Here is a 22,543-nt window from a genome sequence, read left to right on the forward strand (position 1 = left end):
GGCGAAGGAATCGGGTCGAATGAACGGATAGCGTGAATGATGCGCCTGAACGTCTATACAGTAAAATGCCTGTTTTTCTAGATTCTATTCATTTTGGATATAAGTCCTCATGCTCACACACCGGCACATCGAGGTCTTCCGCGCGCTGATGGTCACCGGCAGCACGACGCGTGCGGCCGAGATGCTCTATACGTCGCAGCCGACGATCAGCCGCGAGCTCGCGCGCATGGAGCAGGTGATCGGCTTCGCGCTGTTCGAGCGCTCGCACGGGCGGCTGCGGCCGACGATGGCCGCGCTCACGCTGTTCGACGACGTGCGGCTCGCGTATGTGGGGCTCGAGCGCGTCGCGGCGACGGCCGCGCGGCTGCGCGAGTTTCGCGACGGGCAGTTGTCGGTGATCGCGCTGCCGGCGTTTTCGCACGCGATCCTGCCCGGCGCCTGCCGGCGTTTCCATGACGCGCATGCGGGCGTGAGCGTGTCGGTCGCGACGCAGGAGTCACCGGTGCTCGAGGAGTGGCTGACCGCGCAGCGCTACGATCTCGGGCTGACCGAACACGACATCGCGCCGGCCGGCACGGTCCTCACGCCGTTGCTCGAAGTCGACGAGGTATGCGTGCTGCCCGACGGCCATCCGCTGCTCGCGCAACGCGCGATCGATCTCGCGGATCTCGCCGATCGCCCGTTCGTGAGCCTGTCGCTGAACGACCCGTACCGGATCCTGATCGACGAGGCGTTCGCGCAGCTCGGCGTGGCGCCGCGTTCGATCGTCGAGACGCCGTCGGCCGTGTCGGTGTGCGCATTCGTGCGGCAGGGGCTCGGCGCCGCGATCGTCAACCCGCTGACCGCGCTCGATTTCGTCGGGCGCGACCTGCACGTGCGGCCGCTCACGCGCTCGTTTCCGTACCGCGTCAGCGTGATCGTGCCCGAGCACCGGCCGAAGAGCCTGCTCGTCGACGCATTCGCCGACGCGCTGCGCGGCGAAGCGCACGCGATTCGCCAGCGGCTCGCCGCGCTGCCCGGCTGACGCCGGCAGTATGATGGGCGTTTCTCTGCGCGGCGGGTCATCCTCCGCGTCATCTTCATGGAAACGGAACCGGACATGACGGACGCTTCATCCTCCCTCGAACAACCGACGCTCACCGGCGAGCGCATCGTACTACGGCCCCTCGAGGCATCCGACCGGCAAGCGTTGCTCGATGCGGCGGCGGACGGTCGGCTGTGGGACCTGAAGGTCACGGTCGTGCCGGGCGAGGACACGGTCGACGCCTATATCGACACGGCGCTGCAAGGTCGCGCGGCCGGCACCGTGATGCCGTTCGTGATCGTCGATCGCGCGTCGGGCCGCGCGATCGGCAGCACGCGTTTCTGGAAGATCGACCGCAACAATCGCAAGCTCGAGATCGGTCACACGTGGCTGAGCGAATCGGCGCAGCGCACGCGTGCGAATACCGAGGCGAAATGGCTGCTGCTCGCGTACGCGTTCGACACGCTGCACTGCGTGCGCGTGCAGTTCACGACCGATGAACTGAACGAGAAGTCACGCGCGGCGATTCTGCGGCTCGGCGCGAAGCAGGAAGGGATCGTGCGTCACGAGCGGATCATGCCCGACGGCCGCAAGCGCAATTCGGTGCGCTTCAGCATCATCGACGACGAATGGCCGGACGTGAGCGAGCGGTTGCGGGCGAAGCTCGCGACGTAACGCGAACCGGGGGGGCGCCGGCGTCGCGCCGCCGAAAGGGGGCGGCGACGCGACGAGCGGGGAAGCGGGGAAAAGGGGGCACCGCGCGCGATGCGCGGTGGAGCATCGCGTTACTGTGCCGATGCGAGGTGGTGACGCTGCGCGAGCTTCTGCGCGTCCGCGTAGTGCGCCTGCAGCATCGGCAGCGCCTGGCGTGCGACTTCCTTCAGCTTCGTGTCGCGGCCCGAGGCGATTTCAGCCTGGAATGCCGAGATCGTCTTTTGCTGGCCGGCGAGCGCGACCTGCTCGATGTATGCCTTGTCGAATTCCGCGCCGCGCAGGTTCTTGATGCCGTCCAGCACGGCCGTGTCGGGATCGTTGGCCGGCACGTCGATGCCGCGCGGGCTGGCCGCGCGCATCGCCTGGATGATCTTCTCATCGTCGGTCGACACGCGCTGCGCGAACGCCTTCACCTGGCTGTCCGACGTGCGCGAATTGGCGATGCGTGCGGCATCGTGCTGCGTCGACACGGTTTTCGTGCCGTCGTTGATGAAAGTCTGGTCGGCTTCGTGGATGCGCGTTTGCGTCGCGGCGGCCGGTGCGGACGGCGCCGGTTGCGCGGTTTGCGCGGTCGCGGTCACGGCGACGAGAAGCAGGCCAGCGGCAGACAATGCAAGGCGCGAGACTTGGGGAAAGCGGTTCATGGGACCTCCTTTCTATCGGGGCTCTGATTAACGGGCGGATCGGGCGATCCGCAGCTGTGCGAGAGACCGGGCGCGCCCGGGCCGGACTCGGTGGCCGCTCTGCCGCGGCGGCGTTCGAAGTGTTTCCCGGCCCGACTGATTCTAGGAGAGCGCTCGGATAGCAGGTGCAACCGCGCTGTGGTTTGTGTAACGGTTGGTAAGACGAATCGATGTGTGTGCGTGCGGGCCGGTAGAGCGTACTTGTCGCGCGCATCGTGGCGGAAATTTTTGCGTGCGCGGCGTGCACGCAATGGCTGCGATGTGAGCGCGTGTCATCGGCGTTTCATCGTCTCGCGGGCAGCGCGCGTCGGTTGCTTCGCGATCCGTCGAATCGAACGCGCGATTCGCGCTGCGTCCTCACACGCGGTCGAGCAAGGCGTCGAGATGCGGCAGCAATGGCGTCGCGCAATGCGCCTGCAACGCATCGGCGGCCGTATAACCCCACGAGACACCCTGGAAGGCGATCCGCGCGCGGCGAGCCGCTTCGGCGTCGCGGATTTCGTCGCCGACATACAGCACGTCGTCGGGCTGCATGCCCGCTTCGCGCACGAGCGCGCGCAGCCGACGTGCCTTGCCGAACAGCGGAATGCCGCACGCGAACGTGTCGACGCATCGGCTCGCATGCGGGCCGAGCCGGTCGCGCACGATGTCCTCGCTATTCGACGTCGCGATCGCGATGCGGATGCCGCGCGCGACGAGCGCGTCGAAGGTCGCGTCGACACCCGGGAACAGCTTCACGTGCGCGATGCGTGGCCGCATCAGCCGGCGCATGTCGAGCGTCACGCGCGGCACTTTCCACATCGGCACCTCGAGCGCGCGAATGATCTCGCGCGCCGACATGCCGCGTAGCGCCGGGCGAAGATCGGGTGTCGCGTCGCGAAAGCCGTGCATGCGCGACGCTTCGGTCAGCGCCGCGAGAAAGCAGTCGAGCGAATCGGCGAGCGTGCCGTCGAAGTCGAACGCGATGAGTCGATAGGGCATGAAGCGATGCGGCGAGTTCATTGAGCCGGTGACGATATCACCGAATCGAACCGCGTGGCCCGTGCGATCGATGGCGCCCGTGGCGAGGCGAGACGAGACGGTCGGGCAGACGCCGGAGAGCGTCGCGCGGTGTTCGGTTGCTTCGGCGGGTCGAGTCGCGCTATCGTTGCTGCTCCGCCCCCGACCCGAACGGAGAGCCGACGTGCCCGCAGCCACGCCCGCCACGCTGAGATTTTCCACCGACAAGCGCGAACTCGACATCGACGCGATCTTCGATTTCCTGCACCGGGACGCGTACTGGTCGCAGGGCATTCCGCGCGACGTCGTCGAGCGTGCGATCGACGGATCGCTGTGCTTCGGCGCGTATGTGGGCGACCGGCTCGTCGGGTTCGCTCGGCTCGTGACCGACCACGCGACGTTCGCGTACCTGTGCGACGTCTTCGTATTGCCGGCCGACCGCGGCAACGGCTATGGCCGCGCGCTGATCGACCACGTATTCGCTCAGCCGATGGTGCGCAGCCTGCGCCGCATCATGCTCGTGACGACCGACGCGCACGAACTGTACCGGCCGGTCGGCTTCGGGCCGTCCGCGAATCCCGAGCGGCTGATGGAGATTCGCCGCCCCGACATCTACGCGAAACGCTGACGCGCGGCGAGCGCCTACAATACGCGCTTTCGTTTTTGCCGAAGGGAAGCAGATCATGACCGAACAGGAAGCCGAACAACTCGCCACGCATCGCCACTACAAGGGCGGGCTGTATCGCTACATCGGCGTCGCCCGTCATTCCGAAACCGAGGAATCGGTGGTGGTGTACGAGCATCTGTGGCCGCATGCGCGCGGCTTGTGGGTGCGGCCGGAAGCGATGTTCAACGAGAACCTGCCGGACGGCACCCCGCGTTTTCGAAAACTGCGCGACTGAGTCGCGGCAGGCGGAGTGAGACGGGCGCGCCGCCGCGCAATCGCAAGCGGCGCGCCCGTCGCTGTTGCCCGTCGCGCGGCGTGGCTCCGCCGGCCTTATGCGCCGGCCAGCGCCTTCGACAATTCGGGCGGCGCGTGCGCGACCGTCACCTCCGGCGTGCCGTGCCACGCCGCCAGCCGTTTCACGGCCTTCGCGACGTCGGCCGCGAGCCCCGTGCCGAACCGCACGCCCGGCTCGACATGCACCGCCTTCAATTCGAACGTGCCGAGCGCGCGATGCGCTTTCGCGTCGACACGCCCGATCAGCCGGCCGCGATGCAGCACCGGCAGGCAGAAATAGCCGTAGCGCCGCTTGTGCGCGGGCGTATAGCACTCGATCGTGTAGTCGAACCCGAATAGCGTCGACGCGCGCCGCCGGTCCCACACCACCGGATCGAACGGCGACAGCAGCGTCGTGACGGTCGAGCGCAGCGTATCGGCCGCGGCGGCCGGCAGCAGCGCTTCGAGCGAGCGATGCACGTAGGCCGGCTCCTTCCAGTCCGCGATCTCCACTGGAATCAGCTCGCCCGCATCCGCGAGCCGCTCGAGCTCCGCGCGGTACGAACGGCGCGGCAGCCGGTAGTAATCGGCCACCCAGTCCGCGCGCACGATGCCGAGCGCGCGGCATGTGTAGTCGAGCAGCGCGGGCAGCACCGCGTCGCGCGGCGGCAGGTCGCGTGCATCGTCCCAGCCGGGCAGCACGCGCTCGCGCACGTCGTAGATCCGCTGAAAGTTGCGGCGTTCCGACACCATCAGGTCGCCGGTGGTGAACAGTACCTCCAGGTGCTTTTTCTCGGGCTTGCGGTCCCACCATCCGTTGCCCTTCGCGCCGTCTTCGCGAATGAAATCCGCCGACCGCACCGGGCCTTCGTCGCGAATTCGCGCGAGCATGCGGTCGATGTCCGCGCGATTTTTCTCGTGCCATTCGGCCGCATATTTCCAGCCCATTCCCGACGGATCGAGCATCTTGTAGCGCATCAGCCCGAATTGCTCGACCGGCAGGAAGCACGCCTCGTGCGACCAGTATTCGAACAGGCGCGCCTCGGCGAGATGTTCGTCGAGCCACTGCGGGGCGAAGTCGCCGAGGCGGCTGAACAGCACGAGATACGGGCTGCGCGCGACGACGTGAATGGTATCGATCTGCAACTGCGCCATCCGGTGGATCGTGTCGAGCACATCGGCCTTGGTGGCCTTGCGGCGGGGCGGGGTCAGCAGGCCCTGCGCGGCGAGATGCAGCGCGCGGGCGGCGGCGGGCGTGAGCGTAAGCATCGGAACGGCGGCTGAGGGTGGCAGTCGGGCACCACTTTAGCGCGAAAGCGGCGCACGTGTGCGACGCATGCACGCAACGCGTCTGACAATGGTTGACAGATGCGCGGCGCGACTTTCCCTATAGTGCAGTCATGGCGCGACGAAATGTGCGCGCAACGATTCGGCTTCCGACGCACATATGTCCATGGCACGCAGGAAGCAGATCCGGGACTCTCTACCCCCAATGAGAGACCGGAGCCCTGAGCGGACATCCATGCGGCTGTGCACCGGCCCCGTGTGGATGTCCGCTGATTTTTTTGTTTTTTCGGTTGTTCCGCTGCCAGCCCTTTCCCGGACCGCCTGTTTATTGCCGCTTGCCGCGCGCGACTTCATCGCCGGCGCCGGGCGGCAGCCGTCGCGTGATCGGAATCGACGCGAACGAACATAGCCCGACCACGACGAACGCGGGCCAGAAATCCGACCACACCATCGTCTGATGCCCCTGCAGCCAGTGCGACACGTGCAGCACGAGGCCCGCGACCGTCACGCCGAGCCCGAGCGACATCTGCTGCACGACACTGCCGAGGCTCGTCGCGCGGCCTGCATCGGCCTGCGAAATATCCGCGTAGATCATCGAATTCAGGCTCGTGAACTGCAGCGCGGGGAAGATGCCGCCGACCAGGACGATCGTCCAGATCGCCCAGGTCGCCATGCCCGGATGGAACACGCCGTAGGCGGCGATCGCGAGCCCGGCGAACGCGGCGTTATAGATCAGCACCGTGCGAAAGCCGAAGCGGCGCAGCGTATGAGTGGCCGTCGAGCGGCTCACCGCGCCGCCGAGCGCGGATGCGCAGGTGATCAGCCCGGAGTGGAACGCGCTCATCCCGAGGCCTTCCTGGAGCGCGAGCGGCAGCAGGAACGGCACCGCGCCGAGGCCGATGCGGAACAGCGACCCGCCGACCACGCTTGCGTGATAGGTCGGAATCTTCAGGAAACTGAGGTCGAGCACCGGACGCGCCTTGCGGCGCGCGTACGGCACGTAGAGCGCGAGCATCACCGCGCCGGCCACGCACATCAGCAGCGCGTTGCCGCGCGACGTGAGCGAGCCGTCGATCAGCGTGAGGCCCATCAGCAGCAGTGCGGCGCCGCTTGCCGACAGCAGGAAGCCGAACCAGTCGAGCGGGCCGGGATCGGCCTCGTGCGTGTTCGCGATGTGCTTGCTCGCGAGGTAGATCCCGTAGATGCCGATCGGCACGTTGATGAAGAAGATCATCCGCCAGTGCAGGTAGGTCGTGATGAAGCCGCCGACGAGCGGCCCGACCGTTGGCCCGAACAGCGCGGGAATCGCGAGGTAGTTCATCGCGCGCACGAGATCGGAGCGCGGCACCGCGCGGAAGATGATGATCCGGCCGACCGGCACCATCATCGCGCCGCCGACGCCCTGCACGAAGCGCGCGAACGTCAGCACGCCGAGCGAGTTGGAGGCCGCGCACATCAGTGAGCCGGCGACGAAGATGCCGATCGCGGTGCGGAAGACGGTGCGCGCGCTGAAGCGGTCGGCAAGCCATCCGCAGATCGGGATGAATACGCCGAGGCCGACCACGTAGGCCGTGATCGCAATGTTCAGCGTGACGGGGTTGTGCCCGAAGTCCCTCGCCATCGCGGGCAGTGCGGTGACGATGATGTTCGCGTCGACGCTTTCCATGAACAACGCACAGGCAACGATGAGCGGTGCTAGAAAGACGGGCGACATGGGCAGGGCGCGCGGTAAAGACGCCATTATGCCCACAATGTGGTCGTTGCGTCACGCGGGACACGGGTTGTTCCGCATGTTGCAACAGTCGTTCTTGTTACCGCGCGTGAAAGAAGGAACGACTGCGATGCCGGATGCGGTTCGTGACTCGGCACATGACGTGCGCTCGCCGTGGCCGCCGCGAAACTTGCGTGCGATGCGCGTTTCGTGCGACAGTCGGAACGCATCTGCGTAATACAACGACGCGCATCGATCGACGGCCATCGAGACGAGCGCACGCGCGAACGAGACCCCTGCCGAACCATTCACCATCGAAAGGAGGGGACACGTCATGACGTCACGTCGTGCCGCATCGACCGCATCGCATCCTGCCTCGCATCCGTCCGTTCCCGCGCCGCGTCTGCGCTGGGCCGCCGTCCTTGCCGTTGCTTACCTCGCCGTCACCGGTTGCGCGGCGCAGGCCGACAGCGCGAATCAAGCCTCGATGCAGGCGGCCAGCCAGTCCGCCGCGTCCGCCACGGCGACGCTCGCGAGCCCGGCTTCCGGCACGCTGCTGCCGCCCCCTCGCCAGCTCTACGGCGACTTGTTCGTCGCGGTGCAGACGGCTCAAATCTATCCCGATCAGAAGACCTTCGTCGACGCGACGCCCGACACCGATCCGGCGACGATCGTACAGTTGTATCAGCAACAGAAGTCGCAGCCGGGCTTCTCGCTGAAGGCGTTCGTCGACCAGCACTTCACGCCGCCGCCGGAAGGCGGCGTCACGCCACCCGCGAACCAGACGCTGCGCCAGCACATCGACTGGCTGTGGCCGCAGCTCACGCGCACCAGCATGACGGTGCCGCCGTACGGCTCGCTGATCGCGATGCCGAAGCCGTACGTGGTGCCGGGCGGCCGCTTCCGCGAAGGCTACTACTGGGATACCTATTTCACGATGCTCGGGCTGCAGGTGTCGGGGCGCGAGGATCTCGTCGACGACATGCTCGACAACTTCGCGTATCTGATCGACACGATCGGCCACATCCCGAACGGCAATCGCACGTACTACGCGAGCCGATCGCAGCCGCCGTTCTTCGCCTACATGGTCACGCTCGCCGCGCAGGCCGAAGGCGACAAGGTCTACCAGAAATATCTGCCGGCGCTGCGCAAGGAGCATGCGTACTGGATGCAGGGCGAAACCACGACGCCGCGCGGGCAGGCGGCGCGCCACGTGGTCGCGATGCCGGACGGCGCGGTGCTGAACCGCTACTGGGACGCGAGCGACACGCCGCGCGACGAGTCGTATCTCGAGGACGTGACGACCGCGAAGGCGGTGCCGAATCGCCCCGCGAACGAGGTGTACCGCGACCTGCGCGCGGGCGCCGAAAGCGGCTGGGACTACAGCTCGCGCTGGTTCGGCGACGGCAAGACGCTTGCGACGATCCGCACGACGTCGATCGTGCCGGTCGACCTGAACAGCCTGATGTTCCATCTCGAGACGACGATCGTGAAGGGCTGCGCGGTCACGCGCGACATCGCGTGCGTGGCGGATTTTTCCGGCCGGGCGGCGCGGCGCGCGGCGGCGATCAACCACTATCTGTGGAATCGCCGCGGTTATTACGGCGACTACGACTGGCAGTTGCGCAAGCCGCGCGACGGCGTGACGGCGGCCGCGCTGTATCCGCTGTTCGCGGGTGTCGCATGGCCCGAACGCGCGAAGGCGACCGCGCGCGAGGTGCGCAAGACGCTGCTGCAACCGGGCGGCCTCGCGACGACGACCGAGAACACCGGCCAGCAATGGGACGCGCCGAATGGCTGGGCGCCGTTGCAGTGGATCGCGATCGACGGGCTGCGCCGCTACGATGAACCGGCGCTCGCGAAGGACATCGGCACGCGCTTCCTGGCCGACGTGAAGCATGTGTATGCGACCGAAGGCAAGCTCGTCGAGAAGTACGTGGTCGAAGGGGCCGGCGCAGGCGGTGGCGGTGGCGGCGAATATCCGTTGCAGGACGGCTTCGGCTGGACCAACGGCGTCACGCTGAAACTGTTCGGCCTGGTTGGCGAGTGACGGGCGCGTGCGTTGCACGCGGGCACGCAGGCACGTAAGCGGACACGGGCCGGATCGCCGCGCGAGCGGCAGTCCGGCCCGTGTCGCATGCGCGGGTGTCAGAACGTGATCGTCGTGCGTACGCCGACCACCGTTTCGTCGCCGATGCGCGCGCCGTCCTGGTTCGGATTCGGGATGCCGCCGCCGGGCCGGAAGAAGTGCTGCAGGTCGGCCTGCAGTTGCCACCACGGTGTGACCTGGTACTGATAGGTCGCCTCGATCACCGTTTCCGCGCGACGCACCGGATAGCCGGGCGTCGTATACGTGCCCGTATCGCCGTCGAGCGCACGTGCGTGCGAGCCGATCTTCGCGTAGCCGATCGCGATGCCCGCCGTATCGTCGTCGCGGCCCTTGAACGGCGCCTTGAGCGTCACGCCCGCATTCGCCGCGAAATCGACGACGTTGCGATCGCCCGGCGCGCCCATCACGCGTGCGAACACGCCGACCGAACGCGGGCTGTCCGCCGACGGCCGCCACACCATCTGATCCGCGACCGCATAGAAACCGTAGTTGCCGCGATGCATGGCGGGGATTCCGTTGCTGGCCGGATTCGCGAGCGACAGCCCGTCGGTGCCGACGCGCGGATCGTTCGCGTGCTGCGACTGATACCAGAAGCCGAGCTTGTACGTGCCCGGCAGGCCGAGCGGTTGCGGCGCCTTCGGATCGGCCGGCGGCGCGTTCAGCGCGTACTGGAGTTCGCCGATCACGAACGCGCCGCTGCGCAGGTTGAAGTTGGTGCCGTGCGCGTTCAGCACCTGTGCGTCGCCGTCGCTGCGGCCGGCCGGGTTGCCGTCGAACACGCCGACCATCGCGGTCCACGCGTCGGCCGGCTTCAAGCGCAGCCGCACGCCGAGCGACGACAGCGGATACGCGGCGCCGCCGGACGGCAGGTCGGTCGACGGCAGCACGGGCCAGCCGAACGTCGCGTTCATGAAGGTCGCCGCGTACTGGCTCACCATGAATTCCTGGTCGACGCTCTGCTGGCCGACCCGCACGTCGGCCTTGCCGGCGAGGAACGCCTGCTGGTACCAGAGTTCCCACAGCCGCGTGGTCGAATTCGCCTCGATGCCGGTCGCGGTCTGCAGCGTCTGCAAATAGCGCTGCGTGAGGTTGGTGCCGTGGATCTGCAGCGCCGACACGTTGAACGTGCCGCCCGACAATCCGATCGCCTTTTCCGTATCGACGTTGAAGCCGAATTGCGTGACGCCCTGATAGGCACCGCCGCGTTGCGTGCCGCCTGCGGCGTTGTACAGGTATTCGCTGGTTTCCTGCAGGTTCAGCGTGATGCCGTGATCGCCGAGCACGTCGCGCAGGCCGCCCATGTTGCCGAGCAGGTTCGAGCGCTCCCAGAAACCGGTGGGCGCCGGCGCGGCAGCATCGGCGGCCGGTGCGGGGGCGGCGTCGCTGACGCCGGCCGCCGGCTCGGCCGTGGCGGACGCTGCGGCCGGCGACGACGATTGCGCGAACGCGGGCGCGGCGGCGAGCGACAGCAGCAACGCGGCGAGCGCATCGAGGCGCGGTGTACGCGGTGCGGATTCGAAGCGATTTTTCATGCGGGCTCCGTTGTTTGATTGATTTGCTTGGACTGAAGAAACGGGAACGTGAAGCGATGGCCTCGGTGCGGGCAGCGGCGCGCAGGCATGCCGCGCGTGGCGCACGCCGGTTACGGCAGCCAGCCGCCGATCCGCCATACGTGTGCGAAGCCGAGGCGCGACGCGGCCGTGCAGAGCAGCGCGACGAGCGCGACGGCGGCGGCCATCGCACCGATCAGCACGCAGTCGAGCGGGCGCGGTGCCGCCGGCAGGTGCGCGAGGGCGCTGCCGCGCCAGTTGCCGAACGCGTGGACGAGCGGCGAAAGGGCCGAAACCAACAAGCGGTCGGACGCGACGTGTGCGCGTCGCTTGAGTCCGGCCGCGAACGATTGAAAGAACATGACGACTCTCCGTCCGGTCCGGCACATGCCGGACGACGTGATCGAGCGCGGGTGCATGACGCGACCTGCGATCGGCGGTTGGAACGTAACGGAGCGTGCGACGGACGAGCCGGCTATGCCGGCATCGGGGGAAGCGCGCTAACCCGACGAATGCGAGCTAGCGGCGAATGACATGCGTCTGGCTGCTATCTCGCGATGGCTTGGCCGGCCTGGACCGGCATCGAACTGCAACTGGAGCATGTGTCCACGAAGGGACTCCCTTGATGAATTGGGGCGGATTGTAGTCGCGAGCTTTGCTGCGGTGCAAGCAAAAAAGCAGCGGTGTTGCGCATATTGCATCGGCTGCGTCGCCGCCCCGCAAGCAGGCCGATGCCCGCCACGGCCGCCCGCCGGCGGCAGCGGCGACTGTTGCTCGCGCGCATCGGCGGCGCGCGCGCTGCGACGCGTTGAAAGGTTGCGGCGCGCCATTCCGGGCGCGAATCTTTCAGTGTGTAGGGGACAGAAAAAAAATTCCCCGCAGCGCATGCCAGAGGGTTGACTTGCGTTTCTGCCGGTCAATAGAATCGGGCATCTTCACTCTTGGGGCCGCCGCCTTGGACGCTTGCAGTAGTCGATCTTCGACCGAAATTTCCGCCTGAGCGACCGACGTCCGCGCCTCATCGAAGCCGCCGTTTGTCGTCCAGGCAAACGGTGCGCGCAGCAGTATTCCGCAGCAACTCCCTACGTGCACCCTGATTCGCGCCGGTTAGCGTGATGCGTTTTCGCATGCGCCTTCCGGTTTTGCCGCCGCCCGGCGCGCGGCCGCGTTCGCGCATGCGTTTCGCATGCACCCGAACGGCGGAGCGCGCCTGACGGCAGTCAACCGTGTTCTCCGGAACATCGCACAAGGAGCCGCCGTGAACGACAGTGACAGTTGTCCCTTATGCCCGTTGCATCAACAGACCCTTTTGAACCCGGGTCGCAGGGACATGCCGGCCGACTAGCCTGACACTCCGTTCAGGCCCCGGACTGGCCCCGCGCCCACCAAGCGGCCGGCACGCATGCCGTTGCCGCCAGGAGCCAGACCATGAACTTCGGCCTTCTGCTGTCGAACCTCCCGCACGTCACGGAATCGCGTCCGCATTACGACGCGATGCTGACGCTCGACGCCCGTCCGCGGGTGTTCTCACGTTTGCTTGACCAGCTGAAATCGTTGTTCTGCTGAAGAAGCGCCGAGCGTGTCTCGGCATGCGCGCGCGGACCCATTCTGCGCGCGTATTCCAAGGCCACACGCTTGCCGGATAAAAAAACCAGCCGTACGGAATTCATCATGTCCACGCCATCGAACGTCTCTCCACCGATCGCCGTCGAACGCAGCGCCGTGCTCGACGAAGCCCATCTGGGCGACATCCGCGGCGCGCTCGGCACCATCGCGCATCACGACATCGCCGCGCGCGGCACGTGGTGGGCGCGCCTGCGCACGCTGCTCGCGATCATCGGCCCCGGCCTGATCGTGATGGTCGGCGACAACGACGCCGGCGCATTCGGCACCTATACGCAGGCCGGCCAGAACTACGGCACGACGCTGCTGTGGACGCTGCTGCTGCTCGTGCCGGTGCTGTACGTGAATCAGGAGATGGTGCTGCGCCTCGGCGCGGTCACGGGCGTCGGCCATGCGCGCCTGATCTTCGAGCGCTTCGGCAAGTTCTGGGGCGCGTTCAGCGTAATCGACCTGTTCCTGCTCAATGCGCTGACGATCGTCACCGAGTTCATCGGCATTACGTTCGTGCTGGCTTTCTTCGGTCTCCCGAAGGTTGCGGGAGTCTGCGTGGCGGCCGCGTTGACGATGGCGGCGGTGAGTACCGGCGACTTCAGGCGCTTCGAGCGGTTCGCGATCGTGCTGTGCGTGATGAGCCTGCTGCTCGTGCCGGTGCTCGTGTCGATCCACCCGCCGGTGGCGCAGATGTCGCGCGATTTCTTCGTGCCGAACTGGCCCGCGCACACGAAGCTGTCCGACGTGATGCTGCTCGTGATCGGCATTGTCGGCACGACGGTCGCGCCATGGCAGCTGTTCTTCCAGCAGAGCTACGTGATCGACAAGCGCATCACGCCGCGCTTCATGAAGTATGAAAAGGTCGACCTGTGGATCGGCATCGCGTTCGTGCTGATCGGCGCGGTCGCGATGATCGGCTTCAGTGCCGCGCTGTTCGGCGGTCATCCGGAAGCGGGCAGCTTCACCGATGCGGGCGGCGTGATCGCGGGCCTCGAGAAATATGCGGGCCGCACGAGCGCGACGCTGTTCGCGGTCGCGCTGCTCGACGCGTGCATCATCGGTGCGGCGGCGGTGTCGCTGTCGACTGCGTACGCGATCGGCGACGTGTTCAAGATCCGTCATTCGCTGCATCGCGGCGTGTCGGATGCGAAGGGCTTCTATCTCGTCTACTTCGGCATCGTCGCGGCGGCTGCCGCGCTCGTGCTGATTCCCGGCAGCCCGCTCGGCCTGCTGACCGAAGCGGTGCAGACGCTCGCCGGTGTGCTGCTGCCGAGCGCGACCGTGTTCCTGCTCGTGCTCTGCAACGATCGCCAGGTGCTCGGCCCGTGGGTCAACTCCACGAAGCTGAACGTGTTCACGGGCGCGGTGATCTGGGTGCTCGTACTGCTGTCGATCATCCTGACCGCATCGGTGATGTATCCGGACATCAGCGGCGAAGCGATCGTCGACGTGCTGATCGGCGGCACCGTGCTCGCGATTTCCGGTTATCTCGCGACGGTGCTGATTCGCCGCAACAAGCGTGTCGTCGACCCGGGCATCGACCGCACGCTGCGCGAAACATGGCGCATGCCGCCGCTCGATTCTCTCGAGCCGCAGAAGATGACGGTCGCGACGCGCGTCTGGATGGCCGTGATGCGCGGCTATCTGGCGATCGCGGTCGGCCTCGTGATCGTCAAGGTCGTGCAGATGACGCTGCTGAAGTAGTGCCGTACGGCGTCGTCGCCAGGTGTGCGTATACGCGGGTTCGTCGCGCGCGTCAAATCAGTTCGAGCTTCGACGTCAGGTACGTGAGCTGGATGCGGTTCGCGACGCCGAAGCGCTTGCGCAGCTTGCGCAGGTGATAGTCGACGTTGTGCGCGCTGGTGTCGAGGCGCCGGCCGATCTCCTTGTCCGACGCGCCTTCCGCGATGCCCAGCAGCAGTTCCTGTTCGAACGGCGTGAGCCCGTTCACCGCGCGTTCGCGCGACGTCGCGATCAGTTGCGGCGATGCGAACTTGTGCACCGACAGCCCGATCGACAGCGCCTGCTCGATCGTCGCCGGCGTGATCCACTCGCGCGTGCGGCGCGGCGCGGTGAAGCTCATGAACGCGTGCAGCCGCGTGCCGGGCACGGCCATCGAATACATGATGCCGCTGCACATGCCGTCGTCCTGCATCGTCTGCAGGAAGCCGTCGAGCGCCGCCGGCGTCACGCACGGCGCGTCGTTGCGCTCGCGGTGTTCGCGGCGCAGCTGCTGCAGATCCCACACGATCGGCATGTTGCACACGCGCGCGCCAAGCGTGCGCGGATCGATGTCGTGATGGTTGTGCCTTACGTAGTCGCCGCGATAGGTGGCCGGCGTGAACGCCTCGTGGAGGTAGAGACTTTCGACGCGCTCTCGCGAGAATTCGAGCGCGAAATACGCGAACGTCGAGAAGCCCGTCAGGTGCAGCAGGCTTGCGACGATCCGGTTGCGCTCCGCGGTGCTCTGCGCGTGCGCGAGCGTATCGGCGACGCCAAGCTTCGGCGCGTGCGGCTGCGCGATGTCGCCGCGCGTGATGTCGTCGCACCAGACGACCTGCACCGGGCGTTCTCTCGACGCGTCGGAGCAGGCGGCCGTCCGCCGCGACGAACGGGACAACGTTGGGGCGACCGCTTCTTCTTGCAATGCAATATCGGACATGAGCCATCCCTCGGAATCGACGCGCATCGCGTGGCGGCAGCCGTATCGTGGACGGCACTCGCGACGATGCGATCGAGCATCCTTATGATATGCGTCGATCGTCATCCTGACGAAACGCGGGGGCATTGTACAAAAATGCCGGTGTGCGCGTAATATGCCGTAATACTAATTCGGGCGAAAGGTTCATATTCGCGCCGGTATAGAGAAGACCAGAAAAACATAAAGAAAAGACCAGATCGTGACGGGGCAGGTTCACATATTGGGAAAGGGTGGGCTCCTCATGACATATGCTGACGACGCGCCACGCGTCGAGTGGTTCTCGCAAGCCGATATCGCTGCCGCTGCTGCTTATTCAAAAGAAATTCATGCAATCGAGCGCGACGTTTTTACCGGCATTCAATTCGCGCCCGGTAAATCCGACCTCGCTCCTGTCGATTTCACTCAATGCCATGCCCGATTGCGGCAAATCGGTTTCAGCACACTCGGTTACGGCGCATATGAAATGATCGGGCGGCGCATTCTGTGCGCGCATCTGCTGCGCGACCTCGCGCCCGCGACGTTCGTGCAGCCGTATATCGAGGGCATGCTCTACGAGAGCGACCCGCGTTTCGCGCAAGTGCGGCAAAGCGGCTTTCCGGTCGCGTGGCGGCTCGACGAGATCGAGTCGTCCGCGCAGGGCAGCGGCGACCGCAAGGTGCTCGCACTGGCCGGCCATCTGCGTGCGCATGCGATGAACAGCGGCGTGATCTTCAGCTTGTCGGCGCCGCGGCTCGACCTGCGCGTCGCGGTGAACGTGACGTCGGAAGCGCACGGTACCGAGTGGATCGACGATCGCGTGATCGGCGGCGCCTTGGCGGTGAGCCTCGCCGTGCATCGCGTCGCGCTGCCGTTTCTCGAGGCGCGCATCGCGCGCATGCGCGGCTTCGCGCTGGGCGACGAGCAGCAGCAGGTGCTCGAGCGCCTCGTGTGCGGGCTGTCCGACCAGGAGATCGCGAGCGCGCTGCGCACGTCGCTGCACAAGGTCGGTCACCATATCCGTTCGCTCGAAAAACTTTTCAACGTCCGGAATCGCGCGCAGCTCGCGTATCTCGCCGCACGTCGTCTGGAGTCCTGACCCTGCCTGCGCGCGCGGCGCCCGCCGCGCGATGGAAGCGGTTCCGGCGATGTGCGCGAGCAGGCGCCGCCGGGTTTCGTAGTCGGATTCGATCGTCACCGGAAAACCGCCGCGCCGCTACGAGGCGCATCCGTTTTTGCGCGGTGTCGCGTCGCTACACTCGTCCCATTCAACGGTCCGCGCGACACGGGGCATGACGGCCCGTGCCCGCCGGCGACAACGACAGGACGACGGCACGATGGCAGAACCGAAGGCGCTCCCTCGCGACTGGCAGTGGCTCTTTTCCGCCGCCCGCAGCGTGTCCGGGCGACGTCTCGGGGCATCGCCGCGCGCCGACCTGTTTCTCGCCGCGTTCATCGTGTCGGTGGTCGCGCTGTTCATCCTGCCGCTGCCGCAAGCCGCGCTCGACGGGATGATCTCGCTGAATCTCGCCGCGAGCGTCGTGCTGCTGACGGTGTCGACTTACGTGCCTTCGGCGGTCAGCTTCTCGTCGTTCCCCGCGCTGCTGCTGTTCACGACACTGTTCCGGCTTGCGCTGAACATCGCGTCGTGCAAGCTGATCCTGCTGCACGCGAACGCGGGCCACGTGATCGACGCGTTCGGCCGGCTCGTGGTCGGCAACAACGTCGTGGTGGGCGGCGTGGTGTTCCTCGTGATCGCCGTCGTGCAGTTCATCGTGATCGCGAAGGGCTCCGAGCGGGTCGCCGAAGTCGGCGCGCGCTTCTCGCTCGACGCGATGCCGGGCAAGCAGATGAGCATCGACGCGGACCTGCGCGCGGGGATCATCAGCGCCGACGAAGCGCGCGAGCGTCGCGAGAAGCTCGAACAGGAATCGCAGATGCACGGCGCGATGGACGGCGCGATGAAGTTCGTGAAGGGCGACGCGATCGCGGGCCTGGTGATCGCGTTCATCAACATCGTCGCGGGCATCGCGGTCGGCACGCTGATGCACGGCATGGACATCGGCGAGGCGCTGCAACGTTACGCGATCCTGACGGTCGGCGACGGGATGGCGTCGCAGATCCCGTCGCTGCTGGTGTCGATCGCGGCCGGCATCGTGACGACGCGCGTCGCGACGCGCGACACGCGGCAGCGCCAGCTCGGCGAACAACTGGGCGAGCAGCTCGGCGCGCATCCGCGCGCGCTGCTGATCGCGGCGCTGGTGCTGGCCGGCTTCCTCGTCGTGCCCGGTTTTCCGAAGTGGTCGTTCGCGCTGATCGCGTTCGGCCTCGGCGCGTTCGCATTCACGCAGCTGAAGCGCAAGACGACCGCGCCGAGCTTCAACCTGATTCATATCGCGGGCCGCATCGGTGCGACCGACGACGGCCAGCCCGCGAAGGTGTCGCATGCGGCGGGCGTCACGTCGCTGATCGCGGTGTCGCTGTCGGACGACCTGCGCACGACGCTCAACCTTGCGCAGCTGCAGACCGCGCTGTCGAGCGCGAAGGCGCGCGTCGACGCGGGTATCGGCACGGTATTTCCGCGCATCACGCTGAACGACGACGAAGGAGCAGCGGCCGGCACGTACCGGATCTATCTGCAGGACGTGCTCGCGGCGCATGGCGCGCTGAAGCCGGGCTGGCTGCTGTGGGACGGCGTCGCGCCGCTGCCCGAGCGCGCGGAGCGCCAGCCGGCCGAGGCGTTCGGCCCGTTCGCGACCGCCCTGTGGATCAAGCCCGACGGCGCGGCGCCGGACGGCAAGTGGCTGACGAGCGAAGGCGCGCTCGCCGCGCACGTCGAGCAGATCGTGCGCCAGCATGCGGACGAACTGATCGGCATCCAGGAAACGCAGGCGCTCGTGCACCTGGTGCGCCGCGAGCATCCCGAACTCGTCGGCGAACTGACGCGGCTCGTGCCGCTGCAGCGCGTGACCGAGGTGCTGCGCCGGCTGCTTGCCGAACAGGTGCCGATCCGCAACCTGCGCGTGATTTTCGAAAGCCTCATCACGTGGGCGCCGAACGAGCCGGACGACGTGATCGCGCTGGTCGAGCTGGTGCGCGTCGACCTGCGCCGGATGATCACCGATCGTCATGCGGGCGCGACGCGGCAGCTGCGCGTCGTGCTGTTCGAGCAGAACCTGCAGGAGCGGATCGAGAACGCGGTCATGCGCACGAAGCAGGGCAATTTCCTCGCGCTGTCGAGCGCGATCAAGCAGGACATCGGCGAACAGGTGCGCGCGATCGTGCAGGCGGCGACGTCGGCGCAGCCCGGCGCGGGCGGCCATGGCAACGCGCAAGGCGCCGCGCGACTCGCGGTGATGGTCGCGCTCGGCGCGCGTCGCTACGTGAAGACGATCCTGCAGCCGGTGCTGCCCGAACTCGCGGTGCTGTCGTACCAGGAGGTCGAGGAGGACGTGCAGCTGCATACGGTCGGCTGGGTGAAGAATCCGCCCGACGACGGCACGCTCGGCGCGGGCGCCGGCGTGCGTGCGCCGGGAGTCGCGCAATGACGAGCTCGACGATCCTCGACCTGACCCGGCAGGCGCTGATGCTGGTGCTGCTGCTGTCGCTGCCGATCGTGCTGATCGCCACCGTCACCGGCCTCGTGGTCGCGATCCTGCAGGCGGTCACGCAGGTGCAGGACGCCAATATCGGCATCGCGGTGCGGCTGATCGCCGTGATGGTCGCGCTCGTGCTGCTGTCGGGCTGGCTCGGCAGCGAGGTGCTGCGCTTCGCACAGCAGGCGCTTGAACGCATGTTCGTTTCTTCCACAGGAGTGCTTTGATGCGCCGACGCGTCACCCCGATCCGGTTTCAACCGCGCCGCCTGCAACGGGCCGCGCTCGCCATGTGCGCGACCGCGCTGCTCACGGCAGCGCTGTGCATGACGGTCGCGCAGCCGGCGCGCGCGGCGGACCTGCGCTGGCGCAACAAGCCGTTTACGATCGTCGCGAACGGCAAGAAGATCGGTGACTTCATTCGCGAGCTCGCATCGTCGCAGGGTGTGACGGCCGTGGTCGACCCGAAGGTCGACGGCGTGATCAGCGGCCGATTCTCGGGCACGCCGCAGCAGACGCTCGACACGATCTGCTCGACCTACGGGCTCACGTGGTACTACGACGGCTCGTTTCTGTACGTCGACCCGGCCGACCAGTCGCAGACGCAGATGATCCCGATCCCGCCGAACGCGGCCGGAGAGATCGGGCGCGCGCTGCAGGCGATGCAGATTCCCGACAAGCGCTATACGCTCGTGATCAACGACCGCGCGAACAGCGTATACGTGGCCGGCCCGCGCCGCTACGTGGAGCTCGTGCGGCAGGCGGTCGGCTCGGTCGGCGATCCGTCGGCGAACGGCGCGCATGCGGACATCCGCGCTTTCCGGCTCAGGTACGGCTGGGCGTCCGACTTCACGATCAACCGCTCGGGCAAGGAAGTGACGGTGCCGGGTGTCGCGACGATCCTGCGCCGGCTGTTCGGCAGGGGCGGCGGCACGAGCGAACTGCCGTCGAGCACGCCGCTCGGGCAGGCCGCGCGTCAGGTGAAGCTCGGCTCGGGGCTGACGATCGCCGTGCCGCGGCTCGACTTCCCGGACATGTCCGGCGGCCCGCGCCAGGGCGGCTATGGCGGCGCGGACAGCAGCGCCGGCGGCTTCTCGCCGTTCTCGAGCGGCGGTGGTGGCGACACGCTGCCGCAGATCGTTGCCGATCCGGCGATCAACGCGGTGATCGTGCGCGACCTGCCGGAGAACATGTACCGCTACCAGTCGCTGATCAACCAGCTCGACGAGCGGCCGCGCATCGTCGAGATCAACGTGACGATCATCGACATCAACGAGGATTCGCTCGACAGCCTGGGGATCGACTGGCGCCTGCACACGACGCACGGCGACGTGCAGATCGGCAACGGCCAGAATCCGCTGAACGGCAACACGCAGTTCAATGGCGCCGGCAATCCGCCGCTGACGTTCGGCATCGGCACGTCGGAAACCGGGCAGACCGGCGCCTTCATGCCGACCGGGATCGCGCTGACCGCGTCGATCGGCGGCTCGCTGCGCAACTACCTGCTCACGCGCGTGAATGCGCTCGCGCAGAAGGGGCAGGCGCAGCTGCGATCGAAGCCGAAGGTGCTCGCGCTCGACAACACCGAGGCCATTCTCGAAAACCTGACGCAGTTCTACGTTCAGGTGCAGGGCTACCAGGATTCGTCGCTGTACAGCGTGACGACCGGCACGAGCATCAAGGTGACGCCGATGATCGTCGACGAGGCGATCCGCAACGCGGCCGCCGTCTCCGGCAACCCGCAGAGCGTGATGATGTCGATCGACATCCAGGACGGCAACATCGTGCCGGGGCAGGCCGTGTCGAACGTGCCGGTGATCCAGCAACGCAACATCGTCACGAAGACGATGATCGACGAAGGCAAGAGCCTGCTGATCGCGGGCTTCAACGACGACGAGGTGAGGCTGAACAAGAGCGGCGTGCCGTGGCTGTCCGACATCCCGCTGATCGGCAACCTGTTCAAGTACACCGACAAGTCGGGCAACCACATGGAGCGGTTCTACCTGCTGACGCCGCGCGTGGTGACGACCGCGTCGATGTATGCGCCCGACGGCTCGCCGGTGAATCCGGGCGCGGACGGGCCGGCCGGTTCGAACGGCACGTCGATGTACCGCCCGCCAGACAACGACATCGCGGTGCCGCTCACGCCCGCGCCGCTGCCCGGCACGAAGTTCGGCCCGCCTGCGCTGCCGCCGCCGAAGGATTCGGCCGCGCAGCCCGTGGCGACGACCGCAGGAGCGTCCACTCATGTCGACGACCATCATTGATCCGCACGGCGACGGCGCATTGCCCGGCGGCGCGGGAGGCGCCGCGGCCGGGTCGGCCGCGCTCGCGTCGCCGTGGAACCTGTGTTTCCTGAGCGGGCCGATGTACGGCCGCACGATGTCGCTCGCGCGCGGCGCGAACTGGGTCGGCACCGCGGCCGACTGCGAGGTGATCCTGCCCGATCGCGAGATCGGCGCGAAACAGGTGTGTCTGCAGGTCGGCGCGCTCGCGGTGACGGTGCAGAACCACGGCGGCGACGGCGGTGCGCCGGTGCTGTTCAACGACGAGCCGCTCGGCGCGGGCCGCCGCTCGCTGACGCCGCATGACGTCGTGACGGTCGGCTCGATCCGGCTCGGCATCGCGCGGCACGCGCAGGCGAGCGTCGCGCTGCCGGATGAAACCGGTGCGCCGGATGCCGCGCGCGAGGCCGCGTGGCTCGGCTGGCTCGCAGGCGGGCTGCGTCGCCTCGGCAGCCGGCGGCTCGTGATCGCGCTGGTCGCACTGTGGCTCGGCGTGCTGCTGGGCGCGCTCGGCTACGGCTTCGTCACCTGGTCAGGGCGCCTGCCGTGGCAGCACGAATCGGTGCTCGCGCGCACGCACCGGCTGCAGCAACTGCTGCACGCGTATCCGGAGCTGGCCGTCGCGCCGCGCGACGACGGCGTGATCGTGTCGGGCTACGTGAGCGACCCGGCCGCGCGCGAACGCGTCGCGCAGATCGTCGCGGGCGTCGACAACGCGGCGCTCGGCAACATCTACGTGGTCAGCGACCTGGTCGCGACCGCGCAGACCTATTTCAGCGACACGGCGCTGACGGTCGCGTACCTCGGCCGCGGCCGGATCGAATTGACGGGCGCGGCCGAGCGCGCGCAGATCGAGCCGCGCATCCGCAACTACATGAAGGACGCGCGTCCGGCGCTCGAGGTGGTGGACCACGTGCGCGACGCCGATGCCGCCGCGCCGCGCACCGCGACGACGCTCGGCGGCGTCGCGGGGATTCCGGAGATCACGACGGTATTCGCGGGCGACGGCGACCAGCGCTACATCGAGATGGCGGACGGCAGCCGCTATTTCGAAGGCGCGCGGCTGAAGGAGGGGCCGACCGTCGTGTCGATCGGTCCGGACGCGGTCGTGTTCGAGCGTAACGGCCAGCGCATCACGATGCCGCTTGGCGGCCCGTCCGCGAGCGCGCCCGAGCGCGCGCCGGCGCCGCCCGTGCCGCCGCTCGCGAGCGGTGCGGCGGCAGGCGTCGCGCAGCCGGTGCCGGGCCCGACGCTGCTGCAGGATGCGCCGGCCGTCGCGGCCGCTGGTGCATCGAAGGAGGCGGCGCACTAGCGTCGCGACAGGATTTGCGCATCGCGTGTCGCGCGGTGCGCG

The 22,543-nt window shown here is 67.4% G+C and carries 19 protein-coding genes; 12 read left to right on the forward strand and 7 right to left on the reverse strand.

Going from position 1 to position 22,543, the window contains the following annotated elements; all coding sequences use genetic code 11:
• The first annotated feature begins 109 nt into the window (after positions 1-109).
• The gene (locus WS75_RS29525; protein WP_059600096.1) at positions 110-1,024 is read left to right on the forward strand and encodes a LysR family transcriptional regulator; all 915 of its coding nucleotides are present in this window, start codon (positions 110-112) and stop codon (positions 1,022-1,024) included.
• Positions 1,025-1,099: 75 nt separating this feature from the next.
• Positions 1,100-1,699 (forward strand): GNAT family N-acetyltransferase, encoded by a 600-nt coding sequence (locus WS75_RS29530; RefSeq protein WP_059686378.1) that lies wholly within the window; start codon positions 1,100-1,102, stop codon positions 1,697-1,699.
• A 110-nt stretch (positions 1,700-1,809) separates the two neighbouring features.
• Here the strand turns inward: WS75_RS29530 and WS75_RS29535 are convergent, their stop codons facing one another.
• Both WS75_RS29535 and WS75_RS29540 read right to left on the reverse strand, forming a co-directional pair.
• Positions 1,810-2,382, reverse strand: a complete 573-nt coding sequence (locus WS75_RS29535) for a DUF4142 domain-containing protein (RefSeq protein ID WP_059685969.1) — start codon at positions 2,380-2,382, stop codon at positions 1,810-1,812.
• 396 nt (positions 2,383-2,778) lie between these two features.
• On the reverse strand, positions 2,779-3,402 hold the full coding sequence (locus WS75_RS29540) for an HAD hydrolase-like protein (protein ID WP_059686380.1): 624 nt from the start codon (positions 3,400-3,402) through the stop codon (positions 2,779-2,781).
• A 202-nt stretch (positions 3,403-3,604) separates the two neighbouring features.
• Here WS75_RS29540 and WS75_RS29545 point away from each other — a divergent pair, with 202 nt between their 5' ends.
• Entirely contained in the window at positions 3,605-4,048 is a 444-nt protein-coding gene (locus tag WS75_RS29545) for a GNAT family N-acetyltransferase (RefSeq protein WP_059685971.1), read from the forward strand.
• A gap of 55 nt (positions 4,049-4,103) precedes the next feature.
• Positions 4,104-4,322, forward strand: coding sequence for a DUF1653 domain-containing protein (locus tag WS75_RS29550; RefSeq protein ID WP_006751720.1), 219 nt, complete (start codon positions 4,104-4,106; stop codon positions 4,320-4,322).
• Positions 4,323-4,417: 95 nt separating this feature from the next.
• Here WS75_RS29550 and WS75_RS29555 read toward each other — a convergent pair whose 3' ends face one another.
• Both WS75_RS29555 and WS75_RS29560 read right to left on the reverse strand, forming a co-directional pair.
• Positions 4,418-5,629, reverse strand: a complete 1,212-nt coding sequence (locus WS75_RS29555; protein ID WP_059685973.1) for a winged helix-turn-helix domain-containing protein — start codon at positions 5,627-5,629, stop codon at positions 4,418-4,420.
• Between the two features lie 343 nt (positions 5,630-5,972).
• Positions 5,973-7,361: an MFS transporter gene (locus tag WS75_RS29560; RefSeq protein ID WP_059685976.1), complete on the reverse strand. Its 1,389-nt coding sequence runs from the start codon at positions 7,359-7,361 to the stop codon at positions 5,973-5,975.
• Between the two features lie 331 nt (positions 7,362-7,692).
• Here WS75_RS29560 and treA point away from each other — a divergent pair, with 331 nt between their 5' ends.
• Positions 7,693-9,408: an alpha,alpha-trehalase TreA gene (gene treA / locus WS75_RS29570; protein WP_059685980.1), complete on the forward strand. Its 1,716-nt coding sequence runs from the start codon at positions 7,693-7,695 to the stop codon at positions 9,406-9,408.
• A gap of 98 nt (positions 9,409-9,506) precedes the next feature.
• On the opposite strand, the gene WS75_RS29575 is transcribed toward treA, so the two are convergent.
• Together WS75_RS29575 and WS75_RS29580 are read right to left on the reverse strand one after the other, a co-directional pair.
• Complete coding sequence (locus WS75_RS29575) at positions 9,507-11,000, reverse strand: carbohydrate porin (protein ID WP_059685983.1); 1,494 nt, start codon at positions 10,998-11,000, stop codon at positions 9,507-9,509.
• A gap of 110 nt (positions 11,001-11,110) precedes the next feature.
• On the reverse strand, positions 11,111-11,380 hold the full coding sequence (locus WS75_RS29580; protein ID WP_059686382.1) for a hypothetical protein: 270 nt from the start codon (positions 11,378-11,380) through the stop codon (positions 11,111-11,113).
• A gap of 1,066 nt (positions 11,381-12,446) precedes the next feature.
• Here WS75_RS29580 and WS75_RS34280 point away from each other — a divergent pair.
• Both WS75_RS34280 and WS75_RS29585 read left to right on the forward strand, forming a co-directional pair.
• The gene (locus tag WS75_RS34280) at positions 12,447-12,584 is read left to right on the forward strand and encodes a hypothetical protein (protein WP_179948964.1); all 138 of its coding nucleotides are present in this window, start codon (positions 12,447-12,449) and stop codon (positions 12,582-12,584) included.
• 105 nt (positions 12,585-12,689) lie between these two features.
• Entirely contained in the window at positions 12,690-14,336 is a 1,647-nt protein-coding gene (locus WS75_RS29585) for an Nramp family divalent metal transporter (RefSeq protein WP_059685984.1), read from the forward strand.
• A 52-nt stretch (positions 14,337-14,388) separates the two neighbouring features.
• Here WS75_RS29585 and WS75_RS29590 read toward each other — a convergent pair whose 3' ends face one another.
• A complete protein-coding gene (locus WS75_RS29590) occupies positions 14,389-15,294 on the reverse strand; it encodes a helix-turn-helix transcriptional regulator (protein WP_059686385.1) in 906 nt (301 codons plus the stop codon).
• Between the two features lie 280 nt (positions 15,295-15,574).
• Between WS75_RS29590 and WS75_RS29595 the strand changes: the two genes are divergently transcribed.
• The 5 genes from WS75_RS29595 to sctD all read left to right on the forward strand — a co-directional run bounded on the left by WS75_RS29595 (position 15,575) and on the right by sctD (position 22,501).
• Entirely contained in the window at positions 15,575-16,408 is an 834-nt protein-coding gene (locus tag WS75_RS29595; RefSeq protein WP_059685986.1) for a helix-turn-helix transcriptional regulator, read from the forward strand.
• 238 nt (positions 16,409-16,646) lie between these two features.
• Entirely contained in the window at positions 16,647-18,857 is a 2,211-nt protein-coding gene (gene sctV / locus WS75_RS29600; protein ID WP_059686387.1) for a type III secretion system export apparatus subunit SctV, read from the forward strand.
• A complete protein-coding gene (gene sctS / locus WS75_RS29605) occupies positions 18,854-19,132 on the forward strand; it encodes a type III secretion system export apparatus subunit SctS (RefSeq protein WP_006751731.1) in 279 nt (92 codons plus the stop codon). The genes sctV and sctS overlap by 4 nt, the downstream gene beginning before the upstream one ends.
• Positions 19,132-21,171, forward strand: coding sequence for a type III secretion system outer membrane ring subunit SctC (gene sctC, locus WS75_RS29610; protein ID WP_059685989.1), 2,040 nt, complete (start codon positions 19,132-19,134; stop codon positions 21,169-21,171). The genes sctS and sctC overlap by 1 nt, the downstream gene beginning before the upstream one ends.
• Positions 21,152-22,501, forward strand: coding sequence for a type III secretion system inner membrane ring subunit SctD (sctD, locus tag WS75_RS29615; RefSeq protein ID WP_059685991.1), 1,350 nt, complete (start codon positions 21,152-21,154; stop codon positions 22,499-22,501). Before sctC ends, sctD begins: the two co-directional genes overlap by 20 nt.
• Positions 22,502-22,543: the final 42 nt, after the last annotated feature.

Origin of the sequence: Burkholderia sp. FL-7-2-10-S1-D7 (genome assembly GCF_001524185.1) — a bacterium.
GTDB classification, from domain to species: domain Bacteria; phylum Pseudomonadota; class Gammaproteobacteria; order Burkholderiales; family Burkholderiaceae; genus Burkholderia; species Burkholderia diffusa.